The organism is Paenibacillus sp. FSL H3-0329 (assembly GCF_037963285.1).
Lineage (GTDB): Bacteria > Bacillota > Bacilli > Paenibacillales > Paenibacillaceae > Paenibacillus_AQ > Paenibacillus_AQ odorifer.
In genome coordinates this window covers 4,075,107-4,093,739 of sequence record NZ_CP150150.1, presented here as the reverse complement: position 1 = coordinate 4,093,739, position 18,633 = coordinate 4,075,107, and the positions used below count along the sequence as shown (strand labels likewise).

General features: G+C 43.1%; 18 protein-coding genes. 15 read left to right on the top strand and 3 right to left on the bottom strand.

Going from position 1 to position 18,633, the window contains the following annotated elements; genetic code table 11:
• Positions 1 to 34 precede the first annotated feature (34 nt).
• The 13 genes from NSQ66_RS17990 to NSQ66_RS17930 all read left to right on the top strand — a co-directional run bounded on the left by NSQ66_RS17990 (position 35) and on the right by NSQ66_RS17930 (position 13,429).
• Entirely contained in the window at positions 35 to 967 is a 933-nt protein-coding gene (locus NSQ66_RS17990) for a RodZ domain-containing protein (protein ID WP_036688403.1), read from the top strand.
• A gap of 79 nt (positions 968 to 1,046) precedes the next feature.
• Entirely contained in the window at positions 1,047 to 1,208 is a 162-nt protein-coding gene (locus NSQ66_RS17985; protein WP_169744781.1) for a hypothetical protein, read from the top strand.
• Positions 1,209 to 1,418: 210 nt separating this feature from the next.
• Entirely contained in the window at positions 1,419 to 1,910 is a 492-nt protein-coding gene (locus NSQ66_RS17980; protein ID WP_036688400.1) for a YajQ family cyclic di-GMP-binding protein, read from the top strand.
• Positions 1,911 to 2,065: 155 nt separating this feature from the next.
• Positions 2,066 to 2,653 (top strand): CDP-diacylglycerol--glycerol-3-phosphate 3-phosphatidyltransferase, encoded by a 588-nt coding sequence (gene pgsA, locus NSQ66_RS17975; protein ID WP_036688397.1) that lies wholly within the window; start codon positions 2,066 to 2,068, stop codon positions 2,651 to 2,653.
• Positions 2,654 to 2,761: 108 nt separating this feature from the next.
• A complete protein-coding gene (locus NSQ66_RS17970; RefSeq protein WP_036688393.1) occupies positions 2,762 to 4,048 on the top strand; it encodes a competence/damage-inducible protein A in 1,287 nt (428 codons plus the stop codon).
• 299 nt (positions 4,049 to 4,347) lie between these two features.
• Positions 4,348 to 5,412 (top strand): recombinase RecA, encoded by a 1,065-nt coding sequence (recA, locus tag NSQ66_RS17965; protein ID WP_036688391.1) that lies wholly within the window; start codon positions 4,348 to 4,350, stop codon positions 5,410 to 5,412.
• A gap of 110 nt (positions 5,413 to 5,522) precedes the next feature.
• Positions 5,523 to 6,248 (top strand): RecX family transcriptional regulator, encoded by a 726-nt coding sequence (locus tag NSQ66_RS17960; protein ID WP_051491576.1) that lies wholly within the window; start codon positions 5,523 to 5,525, stop codon positions 6,246 to 6,248.
• Positions 6,249 to 6,567: 319 nt separating this feature from the next.
• A complete protein-coding gene (gene rny, locus NSQ66_RS17955) occupies positions 6,568 to 8,109 on the top strand; it encodes a ribonuclease Y (protein WP_036689085.1) in 1,542 nt (513 codons plus the stop codon).
• Positions 8,110 to 8,320: 211 nt separating this feature from the next.
• Entirely contained in the window at positions 8,321 to 9,115 is a 795-nt protein-coding gene (locus NSQ66_RS17950) for a TIGR00282 family metallophosphoesterase (protein WP_076100408.1), read from the top strand.
• Positions 9,116 to 9,314: 199 nt separating this feature from the next.
• Positions 9,315 to 9,575 (top strand): stage V sporulation protein S, encoded by a 261-nt coding sequence (locus NSQ66_RS17945; RefSeq protein WP_019910496.1) that lies wholly within the window; start codon positions 9,315 to 9,317, stop codon positions 9,573 to 9,575.
• A gap of 121 nt (positions 9,576 to 9,696) precedes the next feature.
• Positions 9,697 to 10,662 carry a dipeptidase gene (locus NSQ66_RS17940; protein WP_076140987.1) on the top strand — a complete coding sequence of 322 codons (966 nt, stop codon included), beginning with the start codon at positions 9,697 to 9,699 and terminating at the stop codon, positions 10,660 to 10,662.
• Positions 10,663 to 10,800: 138 nt separating this feature from the next.
• A complete protein-coding gene (locus NSQ66_RS17935; RefSeq protein WP_036688383.1) occupies positions 10,801 to 11,373 on the top strand; it encodes a phosphate propanoyltransferase in 573 nt (190 codons plus the stop codon).
• Between the two features lie 667 nt (positions 11,374 to 12,040).
• A complete protein-coding gene (locus NSQ66_RS17930) occupies positions 12,041 to 13,429 on the top strand; it encodes a DEAD/DEAH box helicase (RefSeq protein WP_036688380.1) in 1,389 nt (462 codons plus the stop codon).
• 189 nt (positions 13,430 to 13,618) lie between these two features.
• Here NSQ66_RS17930 and dapA read toward each other — a convergent pair whose 3' ends face one another.
• Positions 13,619 to 14,515: a 4-hydroxy-tetrahydrodipicolinate synthase gene (dapA, locus tag NSQ66_RS17925; protein ID WP_036688378.1), complete on the bottom strand. Its 897-nt coding sequence runs from the start codon at positions 14,513 to 14,515 to the stop codon at positions 13,619 to 13,621.
• A 121-nt stretch (positions 14,516 to 14,636) separates the two neighbouring features.
• Here dapA and NSQ66_RS17920 point away from each other — a divergent pair, with 121 nt between their 5' ends.
• Entirely contained in the window at positions 14,637 to 15,512 is an 876-nt protein-coding gene (locus NSQ66_RS17920) for a LysR family transcriptional regulator (protein ID WP_076136445.1), read from the top strand.
• On the opposite strand, the gene NSQ66_RS17915 is transcribed toward NSQ66_RS17920, so the two are convergent.
• Entirely contained in the window at positions 15,483 to 15,908 is a 426-nt protein-coding gene (locus NSQ66_RS17915; protein ID WP_076140986.1) for a VOC family protein, read from the bottom strand. The genes NSQ66_RS17920 and NSQ66_RS17915 overlap by 30 nt on opposite strands.
• A 253-nt stretch (positions 15,909 to 16,161) precedes the next feature.
• Between NSQ66_RS17915 and htpG the strand changes: the two genes are divergently transcribed.
• Positions 16,162 to 18,042, top strand: coding sequence for a molecular chaperone HtpG (gene htpG / locus NSQ66_RS17910; RefSeq protein ID WP_038571886.1), 1,881 nt, complete (start codon positions 16,162 to 16,164; stop codon positions 18,040 to 18,042).
• A 61-nt stretch (positions 18,043 to 18,103) separates the two neighbouring features.
• On the opposite strand, the gene NSQ66_RS17905 is transcribed toward htpG, so the two are convergent.
• The gene (locus tag NSQ66_RS17905) at positions 18,104 to 18,568 is read right to left on the bottom strand and encodes a DUF4362 domain-containing protein (RefSeq protein WP_051491574.1); all 465 of its coding nucleotides are present in this window, start codon (positions 18,566 to 18,568) and stop codon (positions 18,104 to 18,106) included.
• Positions 18,569 to 18,633: the final 65 nt, after the last annotated feature.

Here is an 18,633-nt window from a genome sequence, read left to right as displayed (position 1 = left end):
GTTTACATTCATAGAACTTACAGGAGGTGATGGTATGTCGGAACTGGGCCGGCAATTGAAAGAGGCACGTCTGCAAAAAGGGATGAGTCTTGACGATGTCCAGGAAGTAACAAAAATTCGCAAAAAGTATTTGGAAGCCATCGAGTCTGGAGACTACAAGGTGCTTCCAGGAAGTTTTTATGTGAGGGCGTTTATCAAAACGTATGCAGAAGCAGTAGGCATGAGTCCTGACGAACTGCTCGAGGAGCATGGGAACGTACCTGCACCACCCGCAGACACGACCATGGAGACGGTGATTCAAAAGCGCAGCCGTAGACCCGAAACCGAACGGAATGCAAAATGGCTGCCAACGGTGCTAATGTGGACATTCCCTATATTGATTATTGTAGTGATTTACATTTATGCTTCTAGTTTAAACAAAGCAGACCCTGATCAAGTTGATCAAACAAATATCACCAATAATGTGCAGGATCCTAATACAGCACAAACTTCTCCACCCGCATCAGGAGGCGGTGTTGTAGCGCCTACTTCCTCGGCAGGTGCTGAAGCAACTACAGAGCCAACTACGGAGCCTACGCCAACACCGACGCCAACGCCGACTCCTCAATCTATCACGGTTACACCAGATGGGAAGTCAGGCAAAACAACGAAATTTAAGGTCACAGCTCCTGCCGGAAGCGAAGTTAAGGTTGAGATTGTTGCATCCGGAGTAAGCTGGCTTGAAGTTTACAAAGGCGAGAACTCTAAAGGTGAAAAACTCTCCTTCGGAAATACAGCTGCAGGAGAAACTATGAGCTTCGTTCTTGGTAGTGAGGGCATGTATATTAAGTCTGGGTATTCCCCAGCAACTGAGATTACCGTAAATGGTCAAGTAATCACGGATGAGAAGACTTCTTCACGTCTCCTGCTTAATCTTGACGACGGTTCTGGAAGTGAAGGTACCCAAAGTGAAGGGACAGGCGAATAACAAATAAGATGTATAGACTTTGGCTTTAGGGAGAACATAAGACTGTTTTCAGTTTTAGCCAAAGTGAGGTGTACATCTTATGACAGTTAGCTGGATTGTAGCTGGCCTTGGGGTTGTTGTCAGTCTCATCGGATACTATTTGACACCAGGTGCTTGGGGATACGGAATTCTCGGATTCGGTATTGCACATATTGTGCTAGGAATTCTGGATATGTTTCGTAATCCGGTCCGAAGCAGATAGAAGCTGTAGAAATGAACGTCTCCAACGGCGTACTTCCGGTGGAGACGTGTTTCTACCCTTTGAACCAAACTCACTCGAAGGAAAAGCTCCACTTAGTGGGGCTGTTTTCTATGTCGGGTGAGCTACATAATGATTTATCCAAAATTAGACTTAATAGTACCATTCTCTTATAATAGTAGCAGACTAATTGTATAAAGGACGTGGAGTTTAATGAGTTCAGAATGTTCATTTGATATTGTATCCAAAATGGATATGCAGGAGTTAACGAATGCTATTCACCAAACAGAGAAAGAGATCGACAACCGCTTTGATTTTAAGAACAGCAAAAGCAGTCTGAAGATGGAGAAAGACGCACTTATAATCGCCTCTGAAGACGAATATAAGCTAAACGCTGTTATTGATATTTTACAATCAAAGATGGTGAAAAGAGGCATTACCCTAAAGAATCTGGACTTCGGTAAAGTAGAACCGGCTTCCCTGGGATCTGTACGTCAACGTTTAGGGCTTAAGCAAGGCATTGATCAGGAGAATGCGAAAAAGATTAATATTCTGATCCGTGATTCAAAATTAAAGGTGAAGAGCCAGATCCAAGGGGATCAAATTCGTGTAACCGGCAAGAGCCGCGATGATTTGCAGCAGATTATTCAGATTTTGCGTAAAGCTGATTTGCCGCTGGATCTACAATTCATGAACATGAAATAGAATTTTGTGCCCCGCAGTGCTTATTAGCGCTAACAACGCGGGGTGCTTTCTGTTTTTTTGACACCTATTTATTGCTATAATATACTTGCTTAAGTAGAAATGGATTAGCCTGTTTTAGGCAATTTGTATGAACGATTTAGGGGAGGAAAACTTCAGTGAATTTGCCCAACCGCATCACGCTAGCTCGTATTTGCCTGATCCCGATTATGATGTTTTTTTTACTGGTGGATTTCAGTTTTTATCCAGAACCGATACATTGGGGCTCGTTTCAGCTATCTGTTAATCATTTGGTAGCAGCTGTAATCTTTTTGCTTGCGGCCAGCACGGATGGAATAGACGGCTACATTGCTAGGAAATATAATATGGTCACCAATCTCGGTAAACTCCTTGATCCGCTTGCGGACAAACTGCTGGTATCTGCAGTTCTGATTTCACTTGTGGAGCTGGGCAGATGCGATTCATGGATTGCTATTGTAATCATCAGTCGTGAGTTTGCAGTCACCGGACTTCGCCAGATTGCATTGCTAGAGGGAAAAGTGGTTGCCGCCAGCAAATGGGGCAAGATAAAGACGGTTGTACAAATTGTTGCGATCTCACTGCTGTTGTTGAATAATTTCCCATTTCAATTTGTCAGTATTCCTGTAGACGATATTGCTATTTGGGCCGCAGCGCTGATCACTATTTATTCTGGAATTGATTATTTTGTGAAGAATAAGGATCTGCTACAGCTGCATAATGCGTAAGAATGTAAGCTGGACATACAAGGAAGGGTAATAGGTGAAGCACCTATTACCTTTTTTGAAATCTAAAAGCAGTGTACCTACATTATAACTAGGAGGCGAAAGCCAGGTATGAAAGCGGAGATTATTGCAGTAGGGACAGAGCTTTTGCTCGGTCAAATCGTGAATAGTAATGCCCAGTTTTTGTCTATAGAGCTAGCTGCCATCGGGATCGATGTATACTTTCAAACTGTTGTCGGTGATAACAGCAGCCGCCTGCAGCAAGCCATCGAGATCGCTCAGAGTCGGGCCGACGTTATTATCTTTACAGGCGGAATTGGCCCCACTGAGGATGATCTGACTAAAGACGCACTGGCTGCATCGCTAGGTAGAACGCTCCATATTGATCGTTTGGCGATGGATCATGTACAACGTTTCTTTGATGATCGTAAGATCGTTATGACCGAAAATAACCGCAAACAGGCACTTATAATTGAAGGAACTACACCGTTGCCGAATGAAATCGGTCTTGCGGTTGGGATTGCTTTTGAGCATGAGAAGAAATATTATATTGTGCTTCCAGGTCCACCTCGTGAGATGAAACCGATGTTCGTAGATAAAGCAGTACCGTGGCTACAGCAGCACGCCTTGACGAACGAAACACCGCTTTATTCAAAAATGCTCAAATTTGCCGGCATCGGAGAATCACTGCTGGAGGACAAGCTCATTGAGCTGATTCGCAGTCAGACTGATCCAACGATTGCTCCGTATGCCAAAGAGGGAGAGGTAACTGTTCGTATTTCGACAAAGGCCCCTTCTGAGCATGAAGCTACAAAAAAGCTGGAGATACTGGAACAACAAATCAAGGAGATTTTGCCGGAACATTTGTATGCGAACATTGATGTGCCGCTAGAGCAATTGATAGTGGATTGGATGGCGGATGCCGGCCTGACCTTAAGTGCGGCAGAGAGCTGCACCGGAGGTTTGCTGATGGAGAGTATAACAAATATTCCAGGCAGTGCTTCGATGTTTGCCGGCGGAATCGTCTGCTATTCAAATGACTTAAAGAAAAAGCTGCTGAATGTGCCAAGTGCTTATTTGGAGGGACCCAATGCCCCTGGAGCCGTAAGCCGAGAAGTTGCCGAGGTGTTGGCTGACCAAGTGAGAATGATTGCAGACAGCGATTTCGGCTTATCTGTTACAGGTGTAGCTGGACCGGGTTATTCTGAACGAAAGCCTGTTGGACTTGTATTTATCGGCTTGGCTGAACGGGGACGTAAGACAGAGGTTTATGAGCTTAATCTTAAAGGTACGCGGGAAAATATCCGCTTACGAACAGTTAAGGCTTTGCTGTATCGTCTCTGGCGGAGACTTGAGGAACGCAAGGTGGAGACACCTCTTGAGGGTTCAGACTTGTAATGGGAGATTAGCCCAGTTATAATAAACACATACGGAAGAACCGTGGCACTGAGATTTCTTTGCTGCGGTTTTTTGTATATTTGCAGAGATTTTGATCACGATGCTTTCTCATGATCATAAGTCGTTGATGTCCGGTGAAGTGGAGAATTTAATTAACTTCTATCTCCGGAGGGAGGCTTACAATAAAAGGGATAAATAACGCCCAAGACAAAAAAAACGAATGTATGTTCGAAAAAAGCTTGGCAAGACCTTAAAAACACGTTATTATATTACTATAAACAGTGAAGGAAGTGGTCTGATTGTCAGATCGTCGTGCAGCGCTTGATATGGCGCTTCGTCAAATAGAAAAACAATTTGGTAAAGGTTCGGTAATGAAACTGGGAGAATCCACGCATATGCAAGTGGAAGTTGTACCTAGCGGATCTTTGGCACTTGATATTGCGTTAGGTATAGGCGGACTTCCAAAGGGACGTATTATTGAAGTATACGGACCGGAATCTTCAGGTAAAACAACAGTTGCTCTTCATGCTATTGCAGAAGTGCAAAGACAAGGCGGACAAGCTGCTTTTATCGATGCCGAGCATGCGCTTGATCCGAAATATGCACGTAACTTGGGCGTAAACATCGATGAATTGCTGCTTTCTCAGCCAGATACGGGTGAACAAGCGCTGGAAATCGCCGAAGCACTTGTTCGTAGTGGAGCCGTTGACATTATTGTCGTTGACTCCGTTGCTGCTTTGGTACCTAAGGCTGAAATTGAAGGCGATATGGGTGACTCCCACGTCGGACTGCAAGCTCGTTTGATGTCTCAAGCACTTCGTAAGCTTTCTGGTGCCATTAGCAAATCGAATACGATTGCTATCTTTATCAACCAGCTTCGTGAGAAGATCGGTGTTATGTTCGGTAACCCTGAGACAACTCCGGGTGGTCGTGCATTGAAATTCTACTCCTCTGTACGTTTAGATGTACGTCGCGTAGAGAGCATCAAGATGGGCAACGATGTGGTTGGTAACCGTACTAAGATCAAGATTGTGAAGAATAAAGTAGCCCCTCCATTTAAACAGGCTGATGTTGATATCATGTATGGTGAAGGGATTTCCAAAGAGGGAAGTCTTGTAGATATCGGTACTGAAATGGATATCGTGAATAAGAGTGGTGCATGGTATTCCTACGAAGGCGAGCGTCTCGGCCAAGGTCGTGAGAATGCTAAGCAGTTTTTGAAGGAACATCAGGATATTGCCCTTATTATTGAGAATAAGATCCGTGAAGCAAGTAATTTATCCACTATTGTTGCTGCGCCGAATAATGATGAGATTGTTGCAGAGCAAGAGGAAGAAGAAAAATTGCTCCTCGAAATCGAATAGTATATTAAACAATAGGACGCCCTGTGATTGATTGTTGCAGGGTGTCTTTTCTTAACAAGTATTGAAAGTAAGACGATAACTGATCTATTGCTATGAGGTGACAAACAACTATGGTAATACAACTGGATTTTGAAGCAGAAGAACAAGATGAGCAGGTGTTATCTGATTTTCCTGAAGGAGAACTCTTAGAGATCACTAAAGTAGAACGTCAAAAGAAATCTGACCACCGTTATATCATACATTTCGGAGCATATAACATGACTGTGCACGAGGACGTCATGATTAAATATCGAATGATTACTGGTAATTCTTTTATGAAGGCTGATTTGGAAGAAATTGTTGTAGCTGATGAGCGTCAACGAGCTTATGTGGAAGGCCTCCGTTATCTTGAACGTAAACCACGCACCGCTATGGAAATGACTCGCCGTTTACGCCAGAAGGAAATAGGAGAGACTATTATTGCGGAAGTGGTGCAGCGGCTACAGCAGGAAAGATTTCTTGATGACCCTTTATATGCTAAGCAATGGGCGGAGCAACGAATAGCGAACCAGCGGAAAGGGAAGATGTGGATTCGACAAGAGCTACGTGAGAAGGGGATTGACAAAACCCTTATATCGGAAGCTTTGGAGAATATTACTCCTGAACAAGAGCTGGAGAGTGCACTCGAAACAGGGCGCAAGAAATGGAATCTCATCCGTGGAGACGCTTCAGATAAGCGAAGAAAGACTGGAGCCTTCCTTATGCGCCGTGGATTCTCGGGCGATATGGTTCGCCAAGTGATCAATACTTTACTTGCGGAAGACAATTATGAAGGTGAAGATGAGGAGTTTTACTAGAATCACTGATTCTCTTGACATTAATGCGTATATCGACTCTCTTGACAATGTCTTTTTATAAATAATAAAATATAACATGAATCGGCATAAAATTAGAATCCTTTTTCCTTCCCAAAAAGGAGACTGTTTTAAACGGTTCACGTACAACTCATATGAAATGTAATCGCCGGATAAGGCGGGCAGTGTGCATGTGCAGCATGTGCAGTATGGCAATCGGTTGTTTACCGGTTTTTTGTATGGTGATGAACGGATAGTTAAACAACTGCACAATTCCCAGGGATATACCTTGGAGAGGAACCAACGAGGAGGTGAACAGATGCTGGAATCATGGATCTGGGTCATTATCGTTCTCGTTGTAGCTGCAATATTCTTTGGGTTCGGTTATTTTATTCGTAAATCCCTTGCAGAAGCTAAAATCCAAAGCGCAGAAAGAGAAGCCGTTGTCATCGTTGAGAATGCGAAGAAGGACGCTGAGGCGCTGAAGAAAGAAACAGTATTGGAAGCTAAGGACGAAGTCCATAGAATCCGTACTGAAGCTGAGAAAGAAACTCGTGAACGTCGGAATGAAATCCAACGGCAAGAGAGACGTTTGCTGCAAAAGGAAGAATCTCTGGATAAAAAAATGGAATCGCTTGAAAGAAAAGAAGAACAAGTAGCTAACAAAGAGAAACGAATTGATGAAACCCAACAGCAAATTGATGTTATTTACAAAAACCAAGTCACTGAATTGGAACGTATCTCCAATTTAAGCATCGAAGATGCAAGAAGTATCATTCTTAGCAATGTTGAGCAAGAAGTTCGCCATGAAACGGCACAAATGATCAAAGAAATTGAACAGCAGGCGAAAGAAGAAGCGGATAAGAAATCCCGTGAAATCATTACACTCGCTATCCAACGCTGTGCAGCTGATCACGTGGCGGAAACAACGGTTTCAGTTGTTACGTTGCCGAATGAAGAGATGAAGGGTCGGATTATTGGTCGTGAAGGCCGTAATATTCGTGCGTTGGAAACTCTTACAGGTATCGACCTCATTATTGATGATACGCCGGAAGCAGTTATTTTGTCGGGATTTGATCCAATCCGCCGTGAAGTGGCCCGTACGGCACTTGAGAAATTGGTGGCTGATGGACGTATTCACCCCGCTCGTATTGAAGAGATGGTGGAGAAATCCCGCAAAGAAGTGGACGAACGGATTCGGGAATATGGTGAGCAAGCTACTTTCGAAGTGGGCGTTCACGGTTTGCATCCAGATTTGATCAAGATTCTGGGGCGTCTGAAATTCCGTACAAGCTATGGTCAAAATGTATTGAAGCACTCCATGGAGGTTGCTTATTTAACAGGACTGATGGCCGGTGAGCTTGGGGAAGACATCGTGCTTGCAAAACGTGCAGGATTACTCCATGATATCGGCAAAGCGCTGGATCATGAAGTGGAAGGTTCGCACGTTGAGATCGGCGTTGAACTAGCGAAGAAATATAAGGAACATCCGGTTGTTATCAACAGTATCGCATCTCATCATGGAGACTGCGAAGCTACCTCGGTTATTGCTATGTTGGTTGGCGCCGCTGACGCATTGTCGGCTGCTAGACCTGGTGCTCGCCGTGAAACACTGGAAACGTATATTAAACGTCTAGAGAAACTGGAAGAAATCTCAGAGTCATTCGAAGGCGTTGAGAAATCATTTGCTATTCAAGCGGGCCGTGAGGTGCGCGTGATGGTACAGCCAGAGAAGATTGACGATGCAGAGGCATTCCGTCTTGCTCGCGATATTACGAAGATGATTGAAAGTGAACTGGATTATCCAGGACATATCAAGGTTACCGTTATTCGTGAGACACGGGCTGTTGAATACGCTAAATAGGCAATAAGTAGATAACATACGCTTCGGAAATAACGATATTTATGATTGTTTCCTGGTACATGTTTCTGCTAGGAATATAAGGTTAAAGGATAAGATATAACTTATACTTTCTTATATTTGATGAAAATTGGCCCCTAAGCGGGGCCTTTTTTCTTTTAAATATGAAGACTTATCCGTTAGATGAAGAGGTTAAGATTAGGAGGAGAGAAACATTAAAGTACTATTCATTGGAGATATCGTAGGTAGTGTAGGTAGGAAGGCACTTCGGGAGATGTTGCCCTCATTAAAAAGCAAATATCAACCACATATAATCATAGTTAACGGTGAAAATTCTGCTGCCGGTAGAGGGATTACTAAAGCGATCGCAAATGAATTTTTTAACTGGGGCGTTCACGGAATCACCATGGGTAATCACACATGGGACAACAAGGATATCTTCGAGTTTATCGACGATGAGGCCCGGATTATCCGTCCTGCTAATTTTCCTCCAGGAACACCAGGAAGAGGATATACGGTTGTTAAAGGTAACGGGAAAGAGCTGGCTATAGTTAACCTGCAAGGCCGTACATTTTTGCCTGCGATTGATTGCCCTTTCCGTGTGGGTGAAGAAATTGTGGAAGAGCTACGTAGAGATCATAAATGCATTCTCGTTGATTTCCATGCAGAGGTTACCTCTGAAAAAATCGCCATGGGCTATTTCATGGATGGTCGCGCATCAATTGTAGTTGGGACCCACACTCACGTGCAGACGAATGATGATGTGATTTTGCCAGGTGGAACGGCTTACTTGACCGATGCGGGTATGGTTGGTTCAAGCGAAGGGATTCTGGGTATGGAAAGAGATGCAGTACTTTATAAGTTCACTACACAGCTTCCAGCACGATTTGTTGTTGATGAAGGCAAATGGCAGCTTCACGGTTTATTTGCAGAATTAGACGAGAATACTGGCGCGGCTACCCGTCTGGAGAAAATACGGCTACGTGAAGATGAATGGGTAATGAGCTAGTAGTAGGATAAGATAAGTGATTTTCTGGGTAATTTCGCCGAATAAGGGTAAAGTGTGATATTTATTATATCGAAAAAGAGTATCTATTGTACCATTTTCTCCAGAGTAGTCCGCAAAAAGAAGGAATTATTTCTTCTCTCGCGAATAACATCTAAAGTAGTGGAAGAACACCATTATTTTCCCAGGGGAGGTACTTACTATGGATGTATTAAAAGTATCAGCTAAATCCAATCCAAATTCCGTCGCCGGCGCTTTAGCAGGTGTTCTTCGTGAACGTGGATCGGCCGAATTACAAGCTATTGGAGCTGGAGCACTGAATCAAGCAGTCAAAGCAGTTGCCATTGCCCGGGGATTTGTTGCACCAAGCGGAGTAGATTTGATCTGCATTCCGGCATTTACAGACATTGTGATTGATGGAGAGGATCGAACCGCGATTAAATTGATTGTAGAACCCAGATAATAGAAGCATAGAACGGATGAACCTGTTTACTTATGTAAACAGGTTTTTTGCTTTTGGTATATAGTCTGGCGTTTTTAAGCATAGAATCTGGAATAGGGCTGCATGAAAGCGAGGGCTTGGGATGAGAACCGATAAGCTACAGGTTGCGGATTTTCATTGTGATGTGCTGAGTAAAATGCAAGCATCACCGGATATGGATTTTAAGAATGATCCCCGGTTGGATGTTACCGGAGAGCGGTTGGTAGCGGGCGGTGTAGAATTGCAGATTTTTGCGATATACCTTTCGGCAAGGAGAGGCAGACCTAGCTTTGAGAATGTTTTAGGACAAATTGATTTGTTCCGGCAAAAAATATTAGGCGCAGAGAGCCTTCAGTGGCTGCGTTGGAAGGAGGAGGTATGTAAACGAGCAGTTGGAGCACCTCCATGGGGAATGCTCTCTCTGGAGGGTGTAGACGGTCTAGAAGGGAACCTATTTTATGCACAGCTCTGCTTTGAGCTTGGCGTGCGGTTTTTGGGGATCACTTGGAATTATGCCAATTGGGCAGCGGACGGAGTATTGGAGCAGCGAAACGGCGGATTTACGGAAAAAGGGCGAAAGCTGATCGAATGGTGCAACGACAGTGGAATGCTGCTTGATGTGTCACATTTGTCTCAAGCAGGTTTTTGGGAGCTAGCCGACTTAAGCACACGTCCGTTTATAGCTTCCCATTCGAACGCCGCAAAGATCTGCGGGCATGTTAGAAATTTAAATGATGAACAGATTAAAGCATTAATTGCAATGGACGGAAGAATGGGCCTGACCTTTTATCCGTGGTTTGTATGTGATGATGGAAAAGCTCGTATAGATGATTTGTTTAAGCATATTGATCATGTATGTAGTCTGGGTGGGGAGAAACATATGATGTTTGGTTCGGACTTTGACGGCATTGACACTTGGGTAGAGAATATGGAACATCCGGGAAAATACCCTGAGCTTGCCGAGCACCTGCTTCGTTACTATCCAGAAGCTTCCGTTAAAGGTTGGTTATATGAGAATGCGGTCTCCTACTTGCGTACAAACTTACCTTCACAGGTGTCTAAATCATGACAATCCTGTTCTAAAAGTATGAATTGTCGAAAAAAAGGCCCTCGTTATGATGTGGGGCTTTTTATTTTTGGTTAAGAAGATGTATAATGGTTAATGGCTTGTACAGATACTAGAGAAAATACAAGGAGTGACTTTACTATGAGTAAGACTGTACCCGTAGGTGTGTCGGCTAGACATATTCACCTTACGCAAGAGCATGTGGAGGCTTTGTTTGGCCCAGGATATCAACTAACGGAGTTCAAACCCCTCTCTCAACCAGGACAGTTTGCAGCAAATGAGCAAGTAGCAGTTATCGGCAGCAAAGGTAAATTTGACAAAGTAAGAATTTTGGGACCTGCTCGTCCGGCTTCCCAATTAGAAATTTCCCGTACTGACTCCTTCGCACTTGGCGTGAAAGCTCCAGTTCGCGAATCTGGAAATATTGATGGAACACCTGGCATTACGCTTAAAGGACCTGCTGGCGAAGTAGAATTGGAACAAGGCGTTATCATCGCCGCTCGTCACATTCACTTCCATACTTCTGAAGCTGAAGCTTGGGGCATTGCTGATAAGCAATTGCTTAAAGTTCGTCTCGGAGGCGATCGTGGTCTCGTATTGGAGAACGTAATTGCACGCGTATCAGACAGCTTTAAACTGGATATGCATATTGACACTGACGAAGCTAACGCTGCAGGTGCCAACAACGGCGATACTGCTGAAATCGTAGAATAGTCATCATAGTTATAGCAAAGATAAGAAGCGGGGGAGAAATCCTCCGCTTTTTTGTGCGTGTCTGATCCGCGTGCTGTAAGGATTGCGTGTCTGATCCGCGTGCTGTAAGGATTGCGTGTCTGATCCGCGTGCTGTAAGGATTGTGTGTCTGATCTGCGTGCTGTAAGGATTGTGTGTCTGATCCGCGTGCTGTAAAGTTTGCGTGGTTTACCCGACCGCTTGTACATATCGGACTGTATCGCAGCTATTTCAGCATTTTGATCTATTTTGCCAAGGTATCGGACCGCATAGCTCTTATTGCCTTATATTTGTACTGAACTGGGCTTCGAAGGTGTGAATAACTGCATCTGAGTCCGATAGCATCGCCAAAAACCATGAATCCTCAAAATAAGGGCGTCTGAGTCCGATTGCTCAACAGGATCAACAGGATCAACAGGATCAACAAAAGATACGCCCCAGGATAAATTGAGGAGGAGTATTTTACGGTTAGCAAAATATTTCTGTAAGAGCAGAACGAATAGTATCCTGAAATGGATTTTTAATGAAAATTGGTGTGATGATAAAGAAAATCTATTATTATGTAACTTATTGTGTTATGATTATGGTTTATGACGTGACAAAAGGATTTATTGTTAAGAATATATGTATTAGAAATTAAGGAGACCCAATGACATTTAATGAACTGAATATTGTGCCTGCAATTTTGAAGGCTTTAAGCAAAGAAAACTATACATCACCTACACCAATACAGGAGCAGTCGATTCCAGCTGTATTAGCGGGTAGAGATTTACTTGGATGCGCGCAAACGGGAACAGGAAAAACAGCTGCATTTTCCGTGCCTATTATTCAATTGTTAAGCGAACAATCCAACCCAAACAAATCCAATAATGTGCGACGCATTCGCTCGTTGATTTTAACACCGACAAGAGAACTAGCGATTCAAATTGCTGATAACATAAAAGCGTATAGCCAATATACAGATATCCGCTCTGCTGCCATTGTTGGCGGTGTGTCACAGAAAGTGCAAGAGCGCGCACTGAATCAAGGTGCCGATATTCTTATTGCTACCCCTGGCAGACTTATCGACCTGATCAATCAGAAACGTGTAGATCTGCAATATGTACAAATTTTAGTTCTAGATGAAGCTGACCGGATGCTGGATATGGGCTTTATCCATGATGTGAAACGAATCATCGCCAAAATGCCTACGAAGAAGCAAACTCTGTTTTTCTCGGCAACGATGCCAACTGAAATCTCCAAATTGATCAAAACATTGCTTGTGAATCCAGTGAAGGTAGAGATCACACCCGTGTCATCTACTGCGGATAGAATCAATCAATCGATCTATTTATTAGAGAACGGTAATAAGCAAAACCAATTGAACCTACTGTTACAAGATAAATCCATCGTCTCAGCTTTGGTGTTTACTCGTACCAAACGTGGTGCAGACCGTGTTACCCGCGATCTGGCTAAAGTGAACATTTCTGCTCAAGCCATACACGGCAATAAATCACAAAATGATCGCCAGAACGCCTTGCGGAATTTTAAAAGCGGTGCGACTCGTGTTCTCGTAGCTACGGATATAGCTGCCCGGGGAATTGATATTGATGAGCTGTCTCACGTAATCAACTTCAATTTACCGAACATTCCGGAAACCTATGTGCACCGGATCGGTCGTACAGGCAGAGCGGGATTGAGCGGAACGGCAATTTCTTTTTGCGAAGCTGAAGAGCTTCCTTTCCTTAAAGATATTGAAAAATTGATTGGAAAATCGATTCCGGAAGTTAAGGATCATCCTTATCCGATGTCTCGTAAAACGCAAATGAAGACAGATCGTTCTGCGAAACCGTCAGGTTCGAAAGCAGCAGCTTCGAGACCATCGTCTTCCAGACCGTCGAACTCTAAACCAGCAACTGCTAAACCTGCGGCAACAAAACCGGCAGCAACAAAATCAGCGGCATCCAAACCAGCTAAAGCAAAACCTAAGTCTAACCCTCCATTGAAGCCAAAGTCCGAGTGGTTCACAAAAGGAAGACAAAAAACGAGCAGCAGATAAGTAAGTTTGAATGCGTATCGTTTTCTATAGCATTATAAAAAACCGTCAGAGTAAATTGAACTGCACCCCAATTGTTAGACACAACTAACATTTGGAGGTGCAGTTTTTTATGTTTTATGTCCTGATGATTTACAACAAAAAACAGCCGCTAAACAGTTCCTCACTGTACAACGGCTGTTGTTATTTCATTTATGCGGTTGCTTCAATTGTATTGTCCTGAACATAGGGGCTCAGTTCTTGCTGAAGTCCTGTGCTGATGGAAGTCATAGGGAGGCGAAGCGTATCCGAGGATAGTAGGCCGTTTTGGTTAAGCATCCATTTAATTGGAGCGGGATTCGATTCCTTGAACAATAGGCGGATGATCGGCAGTAGTTGTTCAAAGCTTTCTTTAGCGAAGTCCACTTGACCAGATGTAAAGGCTTCAAAGATACGAAGGCATTCTGCCGGATAAACGTTGGCAGTAGCGAGCATACCCCCAGCTGCTCCGCAGCTAAGCATTTCATAAAAGAGGGAATCATCGCCGCCAAGCACAGGTTTGGCACCTGTACGGACTAACTCTGTAACCATTTTTGTACTGCCTGAGCAGTCTTTTAAACCGACAACATTATTCATTTCTAGGATTGTACGTGCAGTATCTACCGTCATGGCGGTACCTGTACGACTTGGAATATCATAAGCCATGATTGGTATGCCTACTTCTGCAGCTTTGCGGAAATGGGCAATGATACCCTCTTGTGAAGGACGACTATAATAAGGTACGACTACTAGTGCACAATCAGCACCAAGGTTTGCAGCAATTTCCGTGCGTGCAACCGTAGAGGCTGTATCATTGGTACCTGTACCAACTACTAAGGGGATTGATGTGGATTGTAGAAGCTCACGGGAAGTGTTTACTAGAAGCTGCATTTCATTTACGGTTACAGTGGGCGATTCTCCGGTGGTTCCATTAACGACCAGACCTTGTATGCTGTTGTTAATAATGTTCTTTACATAACGCTGATACGAATCCAAATCAACTTCACCAGCAGCATTGAACGGGGTGACCACGGGGACATAAACTCCATAAATCTGTTGTTCTGTAAGCATAAATTATCGGCCTCCAAAATATTTTAATTCCTCTACATACACTTTACCATGGAAAGTAGCATCGTCGTTAGCTATAATAAATGATATGGATCATCAAAAATATTGATGTTAGGGTGAGGTAATGGATTTAACCTATTTACGAACCTTCCGCGAGGTGGCTAAACGTCAGAGCTTTACGCGAGCTGCTGAAGAATTGGGATATGCACAATCAAGTGTGACGATGCAGATACAGAAGATAGAGAAGGAATATGGAGTACCTTTAATAGAGAGGCATGGCCGTCAGCTGCGGCTTACCCCGCCAGGAGAAGAGTTATTGAAGCTGTTCGTGGAGATTTTGGATTTGTATGATCGTTCAAAAGAAACCATCGCCCAGCAAATCGGAGGAACGATAACTATTGGGACGATAGATTCTTTAGCGGCCTTTTATTTACCTCCTTACCTGCAGCAGCTAAGGACTAAATTTCCGAAGCTGGATATTCATCTGCAAACGATGCAGGAAGCTAATCTTCTTGCCAAAATAAAAGATGGCGAAGTAGATCTAGGCTTAATGTTGGATCGCACCACTGCGGATTCCATCCTTGAGCGTACGATCGTCAGAGATGAGCCGCTTGTATTGATAGCCCCCATTCATCATCCGCTTGCCCAGATGGATACGGTAACCCTACACGATTTGAATAACTGTGAACTAATAGTCTCGGAGGAAAGCTGTATTTACCGCAGTCTGTTCGAGAATTTGTTAAAAGAGCACGGGATCATATTCCGCATAGGTTTTGAGCTTTCGAATCTGGAGGCCATCAAACGTTGTGTAATGAATGGCCTTGGAATTGCTTTGTTACCAAAAATCGTGGCAGAGGAAGAAATTGAACGAGGAAGCTTGGCGGAGCTGTCCTTTATTCATCCCGAAATTCACTTTGATCTGCAGCTTCTGATGCACCCTAAGAAGTGGAAATCACAACCGCTGCAATTTTTAATCCAAATGTTGCTTGCAAATCATTAATTTATTCCCATCAGGATCTTTCACAACAAACCAATGCTCATCTTGAATTTCAGTTACTAGCTCTACACCGAGAGCCTTCACATAATTGAAAGAGGCTTGCAAATCATCGGTCAGTAACAAAAAAGCTGGTGTTGTAATGGGCGGTGTTCCTTCAGGTTCTAAGCCGCCCCACAACAACGGCATGGTATCCAGGATGATTCCAGTGTTTCCCTGCATAGGCAGCGGGCATAAATGACCGTTCATGATCTTACAATCTGTCTCTGGAAGCCCCAGGACTTGGCAATACCAGCGACGGGATTTTTCAATATCATGTACGGGAATGAATACACTGCCAATTAAGTTCTTTACGGGGCTTTTTATTGTGGAATTTAAAGCGGACATTGCTTGTTCATTCATTTAAAGACCTCCCAAATCCGAAATGTATAAACCTTTATTTGGAAATTATGTATCTAATCTATTTAAATCATACAATCAATAGGATTGCAAGGGAATTGTAAATGGTTATATTTTCATATGAAAGTAGCCAAAAAATTTGACATTGAAAATCAGTTTATGTTATATAAAAAGAAGAATTAGCACTCATCTAAGAAGAGTGCTAATCACGGAATGATGAATAATAAGGTTATTTTGAAAGGAGATTTATTTATTCATGGCCAAAAAAGAGTTTAAAGCCGAATCGAAAAGATTGCTGGAAATGATGATTAACTCCATTTATACTCAACGGGAAATTTTCCTGCGTGAACTGATTTCCAATGCAAGTGATGCGATTGATAAGATCTATTACAAAGCCTTAGCTGATGAAGGCCTGGTCTTCAATAAAGAGGATTATTATATTAAAGTGACCGCCGATAAGGCGAACAGAACCTTGACGATTTCCGATACAGGTATCGGGATGACACAAGAGGAGCTGGAGAATAACTTAGGTACAATCGCGAAGAGTGGATCTCTTGCTTTTAAGAAAGAGAACGAAGCTAAAGATGGCCACAATATCATCGGACAGTTCGGAGTGGGCTTCTACGCTGCGTTTATGGTGGCTGATGACGTTATAGTGATCAGTAAGGCATTAGGCAGCGACGAGGCCTTTAAATGGGAGTCTAAGGGCGCTGACGGCTATACCATCGAGACTGTTGAGAAGGATTCTGTCGGCACTGATGTGATTTTGAAGATTAAAGAGAATACTGAAGAAGATCAATATGATGAATATTTGGAAGAATATCGCCTGAAATCCATCATTAAAAAATACTCCGACTTCATCCGTTTCCCAATCAAAATGGACTTGAAGGAACAAAAGCCAAAAGAAGGCACGGAGAATGAGTTCGAAGAAGTTGTTCAAGAACAAACCGTAAACAGCATGGTGCCAATCTGGCGCAAGAACAAAAGCGAGCTGACTACAGAAGATTACGATAACTTCTATGCAGAGAAACGTTACGGCTTCGATAAGCCGCTTAAACATATTCATATCAGTGCTGATGGTGCTGTAGTGTACAATGCGATTTTGTTCATCCCAGAAAATACACCGTTTGACTATTACACAAAGGAATATGAAAAAGGTCTTGAGCTCTATTCCAACGGTGTGTTGATCATGAACAAATGTGCGGATCTGCTGCCTGATTACTTCAGTTTTGTAAAAGGTATGGTGGACTCAGAGGATCTTTCCTTGAACATTTCCAGAGAGATGCTCCAGCATGACCGTCAGCTGACTTTGATCGCTAAGAATATTAAGAATAAAGTGAAAAGCCAACTGCAAAGCCTGCTGAAGGATGAAAGAGAGAAATATGAGCAGTTCTATAATGCTTTTGGCAGACAGCTTAAGTTTGGTGTTTATAACGATTATGGGATGCACAAAGACACCCTTCAAGATTTGCTGATGTTCTACTCCTCCAAGGAGAAGAAGCTGGTTACACTGGACGAATACGTCTCAAGAATGCCAGAAGATCAGAAGTATATCTACTATGCTTCCGGAGAGTCGATCGACAGAATCGAAAAGCTCCCGCAAACCGAGCTTGTATCGGATAAAGGGTATGAAATTCTCTACTTCACTGATGATATTGATGAATTTGCGATCAAGATGATTCAGTCTTATAAGGAAAAAGAATTTAAATCCGTATCCAGCGGAGATCTGGGGATCGAAGCCGACGAAGCGGACAAGCCAACGGAAGCGGAAGAGAACGAAAACAAGGAGCTTTTTGAAGCGATGAAGGACATCCTGTCCGGCAAAGTGAAAAATGTTAAAGCTTCCAAACGTTTGAAGACTCATCCGGTATGTCTCTCTGCAGAAGGTGAGCTGACGATCGAGATGGAGAAAATTCTGAAATCGATGCCGAATGGCCAAGAGGTGCAAGCGGATAAGGTACTTGAAATCAACATCCATCACGAAGTATTCCAGTCCTTGAAGGCGGCAGCAGAGAACGACAAAGAAAAGCTCGGTTTATACACGAACCTACTGTACAACCAAGCCCTGTTGATCGAAGGTCTACAGGTTAGTGATCCAGTTCAATTCACCAATGATATTTGCAAAATCATGAAATAATATGAAGTAACGAGACCATCCAATTGTATTATGATTGGGTGGTCTTTTTTATTTCAGCATTTCATTTTGTTGTGCGAAAAAGGTAGTAATCAATTTCAGAGTCATTATTTGTGCAACCGCTGATCGAATAGATAATTTCACCTTGTGTGCTTTTTTTACTCGTCACTTCGGAGCAGGTATCGGTTCTGACTCCTGTGTTGCTTCCACCGAATGCATCATTAGAGGTATCATAGCTATAATTAATCACGTTACCGTCAAATTTCAAATCCTTAAATATAGGATCGCCTTCATCTGTGTAACTTGTAACGCGTATATTGTCTGCTTTTTTGCTGGAGAGATTCGTTATAAATTGCTCGAATTTATCGAGGTTGTACACTTTTTCCCAAGAAACAATATCCCCTCTACTGATGGCTTCTTTGGAAGTATAGGGCTCACTTTTAGGTACAGAATTGACTTGATTATCGGAGCAACCCCATACCCCTGCTAGTAAAAGAACAGAGAGTGTAAGCAAATTTACCTTTTTCACTGAGGGACCTCCTTGTAACGTATTTATATAAAAGACGGAGATTAACTGGAAAAGTTACAGTGAGC